This window comes from Acidovorax sp. LjRoot194 (genome assembly GCF_964253015.1).
In the GTDB taxonomy this organism is placed as follows: Bacteria; Pseudomonadota; Gammaproteobacteria; order Burkholderiales; family Burkholderiaceae_C; genus Acidovorax.
In genome coordinates, this window is sequence record NZ_CAXUQB020000001.1 from 3,356,809 (window position 1) to 3,369,759 (window position 12,951).

Sequence of the window (12,951 nt, forward strand, 5' to 3'; positions counted from 1 at the left end):
GAAGCGGTAACAAACGGGGCGGACCGGTGAGTTGCCGGGCAGCCAAGCTAGTGCGACCACCCTGGCGCGCGTAAGTTCTGCCCCCAATAAAAATGCCGACACGCCTGCGCGGGTCGGCACCGGGCACGCAGGCCGTGTCAGATGGTCTGGGTCGGACGGTCGGAGCCCAGGGCCGTGCCCAGAAGCTCTTCGATCTTGACCTTGAGCTGGCGCGACTTTTCGTCCCGGGGAAACTGGATGCCCACGCCCTGCGTGCGGTTGCCCGCTGCGCGTGCCGGTGTCACCCAGGCCACGCGGCCCGCCACGGGGTAGCGCTGCGTATCGTCCGGCAGGGTCAGCAGCACATAGACATCATCGCCCAGCTTGTAGTCGCGCTGGGTGGGGACAAAAATGCCCCCTTCGGCAAAAAAGGGAATGTAGGCCGCATACAAGGCCGCCTTTTCCTTGATGGCCAGCTGCATGACGCTGGGGCGGGGTGCGGTGGAGGGACTGCTCATGGGTGGGTGCCTGGGGCTGGTTGTCTCGAGTGTAGGGTGTTTCTCGCCTGCGCCACAAGCGCCTCCAGCATGAGCCCTGCGTTGAACGGATGCTCTGCCGTGCGCGCCTCTTTGGCCAGCGCGCGCGACCAGCGGGTGAGCGCGCCCAGCGGCGGCACGGCCTTGGGCAGGTCGGCAGGCGCAAAGTAGCGTGGCGCGGCGCCCACGCTCGCGGCCATCAGGTCGTGGCAGAGCTTTTGCAGTGCATCGATGGCCTGGGCGGGCGCCCAGTCGCCCAGCGCGGTGACGTCGCCCTTGGCCATGGCCTGGGGCAGCGCAGACCACGCCTGCGGGCTGCGGCCGGACTGGGCCCATGCCAAGGCATCGTCGGGCCTGCCGCCTGCGGCGCGCAGGAAGGCCTTGGCCGCATCGTCGGCCACGCCCTGCCCGCGCAGCCACTGCAGCATCTCGGCCTCTGCGGGCCAGGCCATCGCGTGGCCCAGGCAGCGGCTGCGGATGGTGGGCAGCAGCTGGTGCGCTGCCTCGCTGGCCAGCACAAAGCGCACATCGCCCGGCGGCTCCTCCAGCGTCTTGAGCAGCGCGTTGGCCGTGATGTGGTTCATTTGCTCGGCCGGGTACACCAGCACGGCCTTGCCGCGGCCCCGGGCCGAGGTGCGCTGCGAAAACTCCACCGCATCGCGCATGGCCTCCACGCGGATCTCGCGGCTGGGCTTGCGTTTCTTGTCGTCGATGTCGGCCTGTGCCTTTTCGGACAGCGGCCAGCCCAGCGCCATCATCTGCACCTCGGGCATCAGCACGCACAGGTCGGCATGGGTGCGCACCTCGATGGCGTGGCAGCTGCTGCACTGGCCACAGGCACCGTTCGGGCCAGGCGCGTCGCACAGCCAGGCGCGCACCAGTTCCAGCCCCAGCGTGTACTGGCCCAGGCCCGACGGGCCCTGCAACAGCCAGGCATGGCCGCGCTGCGCCAGCAGGCTGGTGCGCTGGGCGGCGATCCAGGGGGCCAGTGCGGCGGATGGAGCGTCGGTGCTCATCGCGGGCCTCCTTGCGACGCCACCATGATCGCCAGCCACCCTTTGCGCACGAACACGCTGGTGAGCTGCTGCCACACGCGGTGGCGGTCCTGCGCGGCGTCCAGCCGGGCAAAGCGCTGCGGCCCAGCGGCTGCGCGGTCGGCATAGCCCTGCGATACGCGGCGGAAGAACTCGACGGGCTGGGACTCGAAACGGTCCGGAACGCGTGCACCCGCCAGGCGCTCTGCGGCCACTTCGGGGGGCAGGTCGAACCACACGGTCAGATCCGGTTCGCGCATCAAACTGGCGTCTGGCGCAAGCCCCGTCTGCGCCAGGCGCTCCAAAGTCGATAGCACGCCCACATCGAAGCCACGGCCTGCGCCCTGATAGGCGAACGTGGCGTCGGTGAAGCGGTCGCACAGCACCACCTCGCCCCGCGCGAGCGCAGGTTCGATCACATGGAGCAAATGGTCGCGGCGGGCGGCAAAGATGAGCAGAGACTCGGTGAGCGCATCCATGGGGTCGGCCAGCACCATTTCGCGCAGCTTTTCGGCCAGGGGCGTGCCGCCGGGCTCGCGGCTCACGGTGACCGTGCGGCCCTGCGCGCGAAACGCGGTGGCCAGGCCCTCGATGTGCGACGACTTGCCCGCCCCGTCGATGCCTTCGAAGCTGATGAACAGGCCCTGGGTCATTGCCCGCCTCTCTGGTACCGGTTCACGGCGCGGTTGTGTTCTTCGAGCGACGCGCTGAAGTGGCTGGTGCCGTCGCCCTTGGCCACGAAGTACAGCGCACGCGTGGCCTCGGGCTGCACCGCGGCCACCAGCGCGGCTTTGCCGGGCATGGCAATGGGTGTGGGCGGCAGGCCGGCGCGGGTGTAGGTGTTCCAGGGGGTGTCGGCCAGCAGGTCGCGTTTGCGCAGGTTGCCGTCGAACTTCTCGCCCAGGCCGTAGATGACGGTGGGGTCGGTCTGCAGCAGCATGCCCACGCGCAGCCGGTTGGTGAACACGCCGGAAATCTGCCCACGGTCGCTGGCGCGGCCGGTTTCTTTTTCGACGATGCTGGCCAGAACGAGTGCCTCGTCGGCCGACTTGAGCGGTGTGTCTGGCGCGCGCTGGGCCCAGGCGGCTTCGAGCTTGCGGTCCATCGCGTGCATTGCGCGGCGCAGCAGGGCGATCTCGCCGGAGCCTTTGGCATAGGCGTACGTGTCGGGGAAGAACCGGCCCTCTGGTGCTACGCCCGGGCGGCCCAGTTGCGCCATCAGGGCTTCGTTGGTCAAGGCCGCGGCGTCGTGCTTGATCTGCTCTTCCTTGGCCAGCGCCTGGCGCACCTGGCGCCAGTTCCAACCCTCCACCAGGGTCAGCGCCCGCAAAGACTCTTCACCCCGCACCAGCTTGTTGAGCAGGCTGCGCGGCGTGGTGCCGGGGGGGATTTCGTAGTTGCCGGCCTTCATGGCGCGGTCCTGCCCAGAGAAGCGGAACCACGCGTACAGCAGCCGGGCATCGGTCTGCGCGCCCGCGGCCACCACATCACGTGCGATGCCGCGCGGCGTGGTGCCAGGCTCGATGGCCAGCTCCAGCGGCTCGCTGCCCATGGCAAGCGGCTGGTGCAGCCACCAGAAGGCGGCGCCACCGGCACCGATGAGAACCACCAAGATCAAAGCAAGTAGACGTCGCACAACCCTGATGAATGTATGTGTAGAACCGGGCATCATAATTCAGCGATGACCCACCCTCTGAACGGCATTGCCCCTCTGTCCCACCTGGGCGTGATTCGTGTCGCAGGCGACGACGCCGCCAAGTTCCTGCACGGCCAGCTCACCCAGGATTTCGCCCTGCTGGGCGACGACCAGGCCCGCCTGGCGGCCTTTTTGTCGGCCAAGGGCCGCATGCAGGCCACCTTCATCGGCTTCAAGCGCAGCGCCACCGAGATCCTCCTGCTGTGCAGCCCCGACCTGCTGCCCCCCACCCTCAAGCGCCTGTCGATGTTCGTGCTGCGCGCCAAGGCCAAGCTGACGGATGCGACGGCCGACTTCGCGCTGTACGGCCTGGCGGGCGATGCCGTCACGGCCCTGCCCCAGGGCGCACAGCCCGCCTGGACCAAGGCGGACGTGGGCGCCGCGTCGGTGGTGCACCTGTACCCCGCCGACGGCCAGCCCCGTGCGCTGTGGGTGGCGCCGGTGGCCGACCCTGCGCCCACGGGCACAGCCATCGACCCGGCCGTGTGGGCCTGGGGCGAGGTCCGAAGCGGCGTCGCAACGTTGACCACCCCGGTGGTCGAAGCCTTTGTGCCGCAGATGCTGAACTACGAATCCGTGGGCGGCGTGAACTTCAAGAAGGGCTGCTACCCCGGCCAGGAAGTGGTGGCGCGCAGCCAGTTCCGCGGCACGCTCAAGCGCCGGGCCTACGTGGCCCACGCTGCCTCTGCAGTAGCCGTCGGCGCCGAGGTGTTCAGCACCAACGACCTGGAGCAGCCGTGCGGCACGGTGGTGCAGGTTGCGGCGGCACCGGCGGGGGGTTTCGACGCCATCGTGTCGCTGCAGATCGCAGCCGCGCAGGACAGCCTGCAGGTGGGTGCGGCGGACGGCGTGGCGCTGTCCTTGCAGCCCCTGCCTTACGCACTGCTCGACGATATTTGATAAAAAAGCGGCTCTACCGCTTGCCTGGCGAGCGGTAGCAGCTCATATTTTTATAGCATCCACAGGCGCCGCACCCAGCCGTGACACGGCCGTGCCCATGCGGGGCACTACAGCCGCTGCGCCATGGCGATATGAGCAATGCCGGCCTCCTCGTACGGCCGGCCCACCACCGTGAACCCGGCGCGGCGATAAAACCCTTCGGCGGCGCGCTGGGCGTGCAGTTGCACTTCGGTGTCGCCACGCGCCTTGGCCGCGCCCACCAGGGCATCCAGCAGTTGCCGGCCCCAGCGTCCGCCGCGCACGGACCGGTCCACCGCCATGCGGCCGATGCGGCCGATGCGGCCGACGCCGGGCTCGGGCTGCAGCAGGCGCCCCGCGGCAATCGGCATGCCCAGGCGGTTGTAGAGCACCGCGTGGCGCGCCGAGATATCGAGCGCATCGGCCTCGATCTCGGCGGGAATGCCCTGCTCGCGCACGAACACATCGGTGCGCACGCGGCCTGCATCACGGCCCAGCGTGTTCCAGTCGCCGGTCTTGACTTCGGCCATGTCGTGGCCGGCCTCGAAGCCGTCGAAGATGGCGCGCAGCGCGGGCGGCACGGGCCGCGAGGTCTGCGTGGCCGGGTCGGCGAACACATAGACCAACTCGGCCGAGATCAGCAGCCGGTCGCCGCTGAAGATGCCCGCCTGGAACAGGCAGGACGAGTTGCCGATGCGCGCGCACTTCAGGCCCACCTCCAGCGTGTCGTCGAGCCGTGCCGACGCGTGGTATTCCACCGTCGCCTTCTTCACATACATCTCGCCGCCCAGGGCGTGCATGCTGCTCTCGTAAGGCAGCCCCAGCGCCCGCCAGTAGTCGGACATGGCGGTGTCGATGTACATCAGGTAGTGGGCGTTGAACACGATCTTCTGCATGTCCACCTCGGCCCAGCGCACGCGCAGGCGGTGGAACAATCGGAAATCACTGCGTTGCATGATGTCGTTGTCTCCAAGGATTGTTATGAAGGGTCAGTCCAGGCCGAAGGCGCTGCGCAGTGCGCGCGCCGCATCGGCATGGGCTTTGCGCGCCTCGGGGATGGCACGGCCCATCTTGATGAATTCGTGCGTCACGCCGCGGTAGATCTCCAAATCGACAGGCACGCCCGCCAGGCGCAGCTTGTCGGCATAGTCCACGCCTTCGTCCACCAGCGGGTCGCACTCGGCCAGGCCCACCCAGGCGGGCGCCACGCCATCCACATCGGGCGCGAGCAGCGGTGCAAAGCGCCAGTCCTCGCGCTCGGCGCGGCTGTGCACGTAGTGGCCGAAGAACCAGCTGATGGCGGGTTCTTCCAGCACCAGGCCGCGCGCAAACGTGGTGTGCGATGGCGTGTCCTGGTGCGCGGCACAGCCGGGGTAGAACAGCATCTGCAGTGCCAGCGGCAGGCCCGCATCGCGCGCCAGGATGGCGTTCACCGCGGCGAGCGTGCCGCCCGCGCTGTCGCCGCCCACGGCCAGGCGGGCGGTGTCTGCGCCCCATGCGCCCCCCTGCGCAGCCAGCCAGGCCAGCGCATCCCAGGCGTCGTTGCTGGCCACCGGAAAGCGGTGCTCGGGCGCCAGCCGGTAGTCCAGCGACACGACCATGCACCCCACCAGCCGCGCAAGTTCACGGCACAGGATGTCATGCGTGGCGATGTTGCCGATGGTGAACCCCCCGCCGTGCGTGTACAGCAGCAGCGGCAGGCCCGCGTACGTGCTGGGGGCGTACAGCCGCACGGGCAACGCATACCCGTCGCGGGCCGGGATGGTCAGGTCTTCGACGCGTGCCAGCGGGGCCTTTGGCACCTCCAGCACATCGGCACCTGCCTGGTAGGCCACACGGGCATCCTGGGGTGATCGGGTGTGCAGCGGCGCATGCCCGGCGCGGGCCATGCGCTCGAGCACGCTGCGCATCTGGGGGGTCAGGCGGGTATGGTGGATGTTCAGGTCAGCGGTCAATGGGAAATCTCTGGCAAGGCCGCGCCCTTCCCCGCACGGGCCGGGGCGCGGGCGCATGCAGGGTGTCTTGTTTTACTTGAAGCTCAGGCGCACGGGCGCGGCACCCGGCAGGCCGTCGTAGGTGGCCGTGACGGTCAGCCCCGCCTTGGGCGGCAGCAGCGGCGAGAAAGAGCCCAGGCTGATGAGGTCGCCCGGCTGCATGGTCAGGCCCTCTTGCTGCAGCGCGCCGGCCAGCCACACGACGGCATTGAGCGGATGCTCCAGGATGTCGCTGCCCTTGCCGCCGCCCAGGCGCGCGCCGCTGGCGTCGGTGAGCGACACGTTCATGTCGGCCAGCGCCTGCAGCATCGCAAAGCGCTCGCCCCGGTAGGCAGGCACCGGCAGCGGCGTGCCGGCCACGCCCAGCCGCGCGCCCACATTGATGGCGCTCACGCCTGCGCCGTTCAGCTTGGGCGGTGCCTGCACCAGCAGGTCGGGCAGTTCGATGAAGGGGATGACCTGATCCACGGCGTCGAGCACTTCCATGGGCGTCTTCGCATGGTTGATGGCGGCGCTTTTCACACGCACCAGCATGTCGGCTTCATACAGCGGGCGGGCACCAAAGGCCGCGTCCACCGAGGCACCGCTTGGCAGGATCATGCCCTCGTAGAGCTTGCCCCACACGGGCTTGTCGGTGTTGAAGCGCTTTTGCACCGCCGGGTTGGTGAGCCCGGCCTTGTAGCCCACCACCTTGCCCAGCCGCTGCGCCAGCAGCTGGTTGACCTTGCCGCGGGTGCAGGCGCCGTCGGCATCGGACAGGTTCTCCAGGTTTGCGGCGGGCGTCTTGGCCAGGTAGTTGGCGACGAGTTCCGAGGCCTGCGCATCGGTCAGGCATTCGGCGTGGGCGACTGTCGCAAAAGCGACGGACGCGCCCGCCAGAGCGAGGGAAATGAGGGTTTGCTGAGTGGTCATCGGTGTCTCCGGGTTGTAGAGTGCCTGGAACCTGTCCGGCGCCTGCACGCCACGCTCCTCGCAGAGCGGCCCTGCGCACAGCGCAGTGGCCGACTCCGTCTCGCTTCGCAGGCACGGCAACGGACAGCTTCAGCGATCCATCGTAAACGTAACTTCTGCAACCACCATGGCTTTCATCTACTACGTCACCCAGATCCAGTTCGAGTTCGGCGCCGTCCAGTTGCTCAAGCAAGAGTGCGAGCGCGTGGGCATCACGCGCCCGCTGGTGGTGACGGACCCGGGCGTGAAGGCCGCGGGCGTGCTGCAAAAGGCGCTGGATGCGCTGACCGGCCTGCCCGTGGCGGTGTTCGACCAGACCCCCGCCAACCCCACCGAGGCCGCCGTGCGCGCAGCGGTCGAGGTGTACAAAGCCCACGGCTGCGACGGCCTGATCGCGGTGGGCGGCGGCTCGGCCATCGACTGCGCCAAGGGCATCGCGATTGCCGCCACGCACGAGGGGCCGCTGACGCACTACGCCACCATCGAGGGCGGCTCGCCGCGCATCACCGACCGCGCCGCGCCGCTGATCGCCGTGCCCACCACCAGCGGCACGGGCAGCGAGGTGGCACGCGGCGCGATCATCATCGTGGACGACCACCGCAAGCTGGGCTTCCATTCGTGGAACCTGGTGCCCAAGACCGCCATCTGCGACCCCGAACTGACGCTGGGCCTGCCCCCCGCGCTGACCGCTGCCACCGGCATGGATGCGATTGCGCACTGCATGGAGACCTTCATGTCCGCCGCGTTCAACCCGCCGGCCGACGGCATCGCGCTAGACGGCCTCACCCGTGGCTGGGCCCACATCGAGCCCGCCACCAAAAACGGCAGCGACCGCGACGCGCGCCTGCAGATGATGAGTGCCAGCATGCAGGGCGCCATGGCCTTCCAGAAAGGCCTGGGCGCGGTGCACTCGCTGAGCCACAGCCTGGGCGGCGTGAACCCGCGCCTGCACCACGGCACGCTCAACGCCATGTTTCTACCGGCCGTGGTGCGCTTCAATGCGGGCGCCGAGTCGGTACAAAAGGACAAGCGCCTGGAGCGCATGGCCCACGCCATGGGGCTGGCATCTGCGGGCGACATCCCCGAAGCCATCCGCGACATGAACGCCCGCCTGGGCCTGCCCACCGGCCTGGCCGCGCTGGGCGTGACCGAGGCGCTGTTCGACGACATCATCAAGGGCGCGATGGCCGACCACTGCCACAAGACCAACCCACGCGTGGCCACGCCCGAGGAATACCGCGACATCCTGGCGCAGTCGCTGTGATGGTGTGAGGGTGGCGGGGGGGGGCCACCGCCTGCCTCACCGAGGCGGCTCTGCTGTGCGATGCACCACGCCACGGGGTCGCCGCATGGCCCTGCCACCCCTGAAGCTCGCACAAACTGCATAACCCGAACGACCTTCATTGCAGCGTACTGAGACCGGCATCGCGGCCACTATGCGCCACACGTTAGGGCTGGGTGTACGGCCAGTAACCTGCCGCATGTTCTGCGGCGCGCAACCACTCACGAAAACTCACAACATGTGTTGTCGCCCTGGCGACGCCGCAGCATGAAGCGCTAGACTCCAACAAACAATTAATTAATTAACAATCATTTACCCTGTGGTCCGGGGAAGGCGATTCACCATGCGCAGCGGAAAACTCAGCAACTGGCTCTGGCGGGGCACCTACCCCCGCCTGTACGTGCCCATTGTGCTGATCATTCTCGCGGTCACTGGAGTGCGCTACCACTATCTGCTGTCTACCGAGATTGCAGAATCCCACCGCCTCGCGACGACCGAGTTGCGCCGGGTGGGCGACGCGCTGCTGCCGGCCCTGTCCGCGCTGCCCGTTGGTGATTCCGAAGGCGCGGCCATCGTGCTGCGCGAAGCGCTGGCCGGCTCGGCCACAGTTCGATCCCTGCAATGGACCGCCGGCACGCAGCCCGCGGTGGAAGCCGCCAGCACCCGCCCTGCCCCGCGCGCGCCAGACTGGTTCGCCCGGTGGCTCGATGTGGGCTCGCTGGTGCAGCAGTTCGGACAGAACACCTTGTCGGGCCAGCCCGGGCGCCTCATGGTCACGCTGCATGCAGAGCCACTGGCGGGCCAGATCTGGAGCACGGTGGTGGTGCAGCTGCGCATCACGGCGCTCAACATCTTCACGATCTTCTTTCTACTCACGCTGCTGCTGCGCGCCAACGCACGCATGCTGCGCCGCCTGGCCGAGGCCACCGACGCCTTCCGCCAAGGCCGTCTGGACACCCGCATGGACGTGACCGGCACGCTCGAATCACGCGCCATGGCAGCCACCTTCAACGACATGGCGGGCAAGGTGCAGTCGCTGGTGCTGTCGCTGCGCGAAACCCAGCACCTACAAAGCGAGCAGCTGCACTTCACGCGCCAGCTCATCGACGCCCTGCCCCTGCCGGTGTTCGTGCGCGACCCCAAGGGCGCCTACCTGGATGTGAACCGCGCCTGGCAGCGGCTCTTCCAGCCCCGGGCGGACCTGGCGCACCCCGCGCCGCCCAGCACCTTCTACCCGCCGGAGCTCTCGCCCGAGCGCTCGGCCCAGATCGCTATGGCGCAGGACAACGAGATCCGCATCCGCCCGGCCAACCACCACCCGCCGCGGGACATGGCCTACTACGAGGCGCCGTTCACCACCACCAGCGGCGAGCTGGCGGGCACCATCGGCACGCTGGTGGATGTGACCGAGCGCAAGCGCGCGCAAGAGGCCCTGCGGGCCGAAAAAGAGCGTGCCGAGGTCACCCTCGCGTCCATCGGCGACGGCGTGATCACCACCGACCTGGCGGGCTGCATCGAGACCATCAACGAGGCCGCGCAGCTCATGACCGGCTTCAACGCCGACCAGGCCACGGGCCGGCAGCTGGACACCGTGTTCCGGCTGTACGAAGACCCGGCCAGCCGCAATGCCAACGCGGCCGCGGAGCGCGACACCCTGCCCGGCGCGCTGCAGCAGGCCACGCACGAATTGCTGATCCACCGATCCGGCGAGCGCTACGCCATCGAATACACCGCCTCGGCCATCCGCAAGGGCGACGGCATGGCCGTGGGCTGCGTGCTGGTGTTCCGCGACGTGACCGAAACCCGCAACCTGCGCCACCAGATCTCCTGGCACGCGCGGCACGACGCGCTCACGGGCCTGTACAACCGCGCCGCGCTGGCCGAGCGGCTGACCCACGCGATCTTCGTGGCCCGGCAAAAGGGCCTGCTGCTGGCCGTGTGCATGCTCGACCTGGACCACTTCCAGGCCGTGAACGACGCCCACGGCAACCGCGTGGGCGACCGGCTGCTGAAAGAAACCGCCCGGCGCCTGGGCGCCTTCATCACGCCGCAGGATGCGGTGGCGCGCATGGGTGGCGACGAGTTCGTGCTGCTGCTGGGCGAGCAGGCCGACGTGCCGGCGGTCGAATCCCGCGTGCGCGTGCTGATGCAGCAGCTGGCAGCGCCCTACGCCATCGACGACCGCGTGATCACCACCACCGTGAGCGTGGGCGTGGCGGTTTTCCCGCAGGACGACGCCAACCCCGACACCCTGCTGCGCCATGCCGACCAGGCGATGTGCCAGGCCAAGAGTTTCGGGCGCAACCAGATGCACGTGTTCGACGTGCAGCTCGACCATGCCGTGCAGACCCAGCACACCCGCCAGACCCGCGTGGCCCGGGCGCTGCACGCGGGTGAACTGGTGCTGCACTACCAGCCCAAGGTCCACCTGCGCACCGGCGAGATCCTGGGCCTGGAGGCCCTGCTGCGCTGGCAGCACCCCGAGCAAGGCCTGCTGGGCCCGCAGCATGTGCTGCCACTCATCGAGGACGCGGAGCTGGAGGTGGAGCTGGGCGAATGGGTGCTGCGCCAGGCACTGACCCAGATGCGCCACTGGACCGATGCCGGCATGCTCTGGGAGGTCAGCGTGAACATCTCCGCACGGCACTTCCACCGGCCCAACTTCGTCGAGCGCCTGAAAGACATCCTGCACACCTGCCCGGAGGTGTCGCCCACCCGGCTGGAGCTGGAGATCCTCGAATCCGCCGCGCTGGAAGACATGCAGTACATGCGCCACATGATGCAAAGCTGCCAGGCGCTCGGCGTGCGCTTTGCGCTGGACGACTTCGGCACCGGCTTCTCATCGCTGTCTTACCTGAAAAGCCTGCCGGCCGAGACGATCAAGATCGACCAGTCGTTCGTGCGCGGCATCCTCGACGACGAGGACGACCTCACGCTGGTGTGCGCCATCGTCGCGCTGGCAGGGGCCTTCCAGCGCCATGCGGTGGCTGAAGGTGTGGAGACCGCCGAGCAGGCGGCCCGGCTGCTGGAGCTGGGCTGCGAGCGTGCCCAGGGCTTCGGCATTGCACGGCCCATGCCGGCGCATGAGGTGCTGCCGTGGGTGGCCCTTCGAGAGGTAGCGCGGGCACCCACCGCGCCACTGCATACCTAGTTCACTCGGCGACAATGTGAACTGGCTTGGGGTGTTCACGCCCTTCAAAGCATCGCCAAATGCGACAGCGTCAAATTACTACATGCAGCGCAAACACCGTTATTTTGAACATGGCTCACAGTAATAGAAAAAGACGTCTGTCTCTTTTCCCTTTTGCAACGGAGAGAGGTAGCCCACCTTGCCTTCGCTGGACAGCGAAAAATGGGCAGTTCTTCCATTGGAAAATGTGATTTTCACATTTTCGCTGCTGCACTCACCCTGCTGCCCGTAATAATTCATCACGGCCATCTGCGAGACAGGCACAGAGTTCTTGATAAAGAAACGCACACCCGATTCCGTCAAGCGAGGACCAGCGTCACCGGTGCAAATTTTTCCATCTGCATCAAAGTAATGCGAATTTTTAACCTTGACGTTCTTGATGGTGCCGAGTGGAAAGGCTCTGGCGGTATTTCTCACGCAATCTTCGCGTTCGTCCCGCGATTGGATGCCAGTGCAGCTGTCGAGGCCTGCCTTCACCTCGTTAGCGTTTTTTACAATCAAGCCATTGCTTGAAGGGGGCTGAAAGGCCGGCTCGCCCTTATTTTCTGCAAGACAAGGCAATGCGAGCGACGCGATCGATACGCCTACCAACAAAGGCTTGATCACCATGATGCTGTGCTCGCTTCGGTCGGATTCTTTCTGCTGACCACCGGATGGCGAAACACTTCTGATTCGGCGATTTGAAGTGTTTGCCGCAATTCGGAGACCAGCCAGCGCAAAGATAAGTTTTGCGCATGATTCACGTCTTCATATACCGAATTGTTGTTGAAATAGACCTCTTTTTGTCTTGGAGAAGCTCCAGCCGGGGCCGACTTTCCAGGCGGCAGAAATGCTTTTCCGGCAATTTCTATTCCTATGCTATCCACGTTAGATGGGTATCTGGACAGCGTAGACTTCAGCATTTCGATCTCGTGCATCCGGTCTACGGCACTTTCTTGTGGGAAACCTTTGGATTTTGCAAACGCCGCGGGTTTACACGAATATTCAGCCAGACAACGTGCCTGCAGTGCGCCAACGTGGTTGGTTCGTTTGAACACAGAAGCTGTCTGGTAGATGACCCCGTCCTTGTCGATAAGAAAATGCGCGCCGTTTGCCTTTGCGTTTGCGTAGCTGTTGAGGGAGCTTGAAGCACGGTCTGCGCCAGTTTGATGAACAATAATCCCTTTCACGTCAGTCAACGGCTGTCTTTCGATCTGCGAAAACCGCCTAGGACGTACATGCGCGGAAACCAGCATGCCTTGCTCATCAATTTGCAGCATCTCAACTCCTGTGAATATCAGGCGATTGTATTTATCAGACGATAGCAATCTATAAAATTAGAAACACTTGTGTTTTTTGAAACTTGCGCACAACAAGATTGGCAGCGATGAA

At 66.5% G+C, this 12,951-nt stretch carries 12 protein-coding genes; 3 read left to right on the forward strand and 9 right to left on the reverse strand.

Annotation, left to right across the window (positions count from 1 at the left end; translation table 11 throughout):
- Nucleotides 1-137: 137 nt before the first annotated feature.
- Genes ACSQ3N_RS15060 through mltG form a run of 4 tightly spaced genes read right to left on the reverse strand, consistent with a single transcriptional unit; the run spans nucleotide 138 to nucleotide 3,185 of the window.
- Complete coding sequence (locus ACSQ3N_RS15060; RefSeq protein WP_056165485.1) at nucleotides 138-497, reverse strand: PilZ domain-containing protein; 360 nt, start codon at nucleotides 495-497, stop codon at nucleotides 138-140.
- A complete protein-coding gene (locus tag ACSQ3N_RS15065; RefSeq protein ID WP_056165483.1) occupies nucleotides 494-1,531 on the reverse strand; it encodes a DNA polymerase in 1,038 nt (345 codons plus the stop codon). The genes ACSQ3N_RS15060 and ACSQ3N_RS15065 overlap by 4 nt, the downstream gene beginning before the upstream one ends.
- Entirely contained in the window at nucleotides 1,528-2,202 is a 675-nt protein-coding gene (gene tmk, locus ACSQ3N_RS15070; protein ID WP_056165481.1) for a dTMP kinase, read from the reverse strand. The genes ACSQ3N_RS15065 and tmk overlap by 4 nt, the downstream gene beginning before the upstream one ends.
- On the reverse strand, nucleotides 2,199-3,185 hold the full coding sequence (mltG, locus tag ACSQ3N_RS15075) for an endolytic transglycosylase MltG (protein WP_436146687.1): 987 nt from the start codon (nucleotides 3,183-3,185) through the stop codon (nucleotides 2,199-2,201). Before mltG ends, tmk begins: the two co-directional genes overlap by 4 nt.
- Nucleotides 3,186-3,230: 45 nt before the next feature.
- Here mltG and ygfZ point away from each other — a divergent pair, with 45 nt between their 5' ends.
- A complete protein-coding gene (gene ygfZ / locus ACSQ3N_RS15080) occupies nucleotides 3,231-4,145 on the forward strand; it encodes a CAF17-like 4Fe-4S cluster assembly/insertion protein YgfZ (RefSeq protein WP_436146688.1) in 915 nt (304 codons plus the stop codon).
- A gap of 107 nt (nucleotides 4,146-4,252) precedes the next feature.
- Here ygfZ and ACSQ3N_RS15085 read toward each other — a convergent pair whose 3' ends face one another.
- From ACSQ3N_RS15085 to ACSQ3N_RS15095, 3 genes are all read right to left on the reverse strand, one after another.
- Entirely contained in the window at nucleotides 4,253-5,119 is an 867-nt protein-coding gene (locus tag ACSQ3N_RS15085; protein WP_436146689.1) for a YbgC/FadM family acyl-CoA thioesterase, read from the reverse strand.
- Nucleotides 5,120-5,152: 33 nt separating this feature from the next.
- Nucleotides 5,153-6,073 (reverse strand): alpha/beta hydrolase, encoded by a 921-nt coding sequence (locus ACSQ3N_RS15090; RefSeq protein WP_436147961.1) that lies wholly within the window; start codon nucleotides 6,071-6,073, stop codon nucleotides 5,153-5,155.
- A gap of 117 nt (nucleotides 6,074-6,190) precedes the next feature.
- Nucleotides 6,191-7,069 (reverse strand): 2-keto-4-pentenoate hydratase, encoded by an 879-nt coding sequence (locus ACSQ3N_RS15095; protein ID WP_436146690.1) that lies wholly within the window; start codon nucleotides 7,067-7,069, stop codon nucleotides 6,191-6,193.
- Nucleotides 7,070-7,235: 166 nt separating this feature from the next.
- Between ACSQ3N_RS15095 and ACSQ3N_RS15100 the strand changes: the two genes are divergently transcribed.
- Nucleotides 7,236-8,372 (forward strand): iron-containing alcohol dehydrogenase, encoded by a 1,137-nt coding sequence (locus tag ACSQ3N_RS15100; protein ID WP_436146691.1) that lies wholly within the window; start codon nucleotides 7,236-7,238, stop codon nucleotides 8,370-8,372.
- 361 nt (nucleotides 8,373-8,733) lie between these two features.
- Nucleotides 8,734-11,541 carry a bifunctional diguanylate cyclase/phosphodiesterase gene (locus ACSQ3N_RS15105; protein ID WP_436146692.1) on the forward strand — a complete coding sequence of 936 codons (2,808 nt, stop codon included), beginning with the start codon at nucleotides 8,734-8,736 and terminating at the stop codon, nucleotides 11,539-11,541.
- Nucleotides 11,542-11,640: 99 nt separating this feature from the next.
- Here the strand turns inward: ACSQ3N_RS15105 and ACSQ3N_RS15110 are convergent, their stop codons facing one another.
- Nucleotides 11,641-12,189: a hypothetical protein gene (locus ACSQ3N_RS15110; protein ID WP_156372007.1), complete on the reverse strand. Its 549-nt coding sequence runs from the start codon at nucleotides 12,187-12,189 to the stop codon at nucleotides 11,641-11,643.
- Nucleotides 12,183-12,839 carry a peptidoglycan recognition protein family protein gene (locus tag ACSQ3N_RS15115; RefSeq protein ID WP_082516813.1) on the reverse strand — a complete coding sequence of 219 codons (657 nt, stop codon included), beginning with the start codon at nucleotides 12,837-12,839 and terminating at the stop codon, nucleotides 12,183-12,185. Before ACSQ3N_RS15115 ends, ACSQ3N_RS15110 begins: the two co-directional genes overlap by 7 nt.
- Between the last annotated feature and the right edge of the window lie 112 nt (nucleotides 12,840-12,951).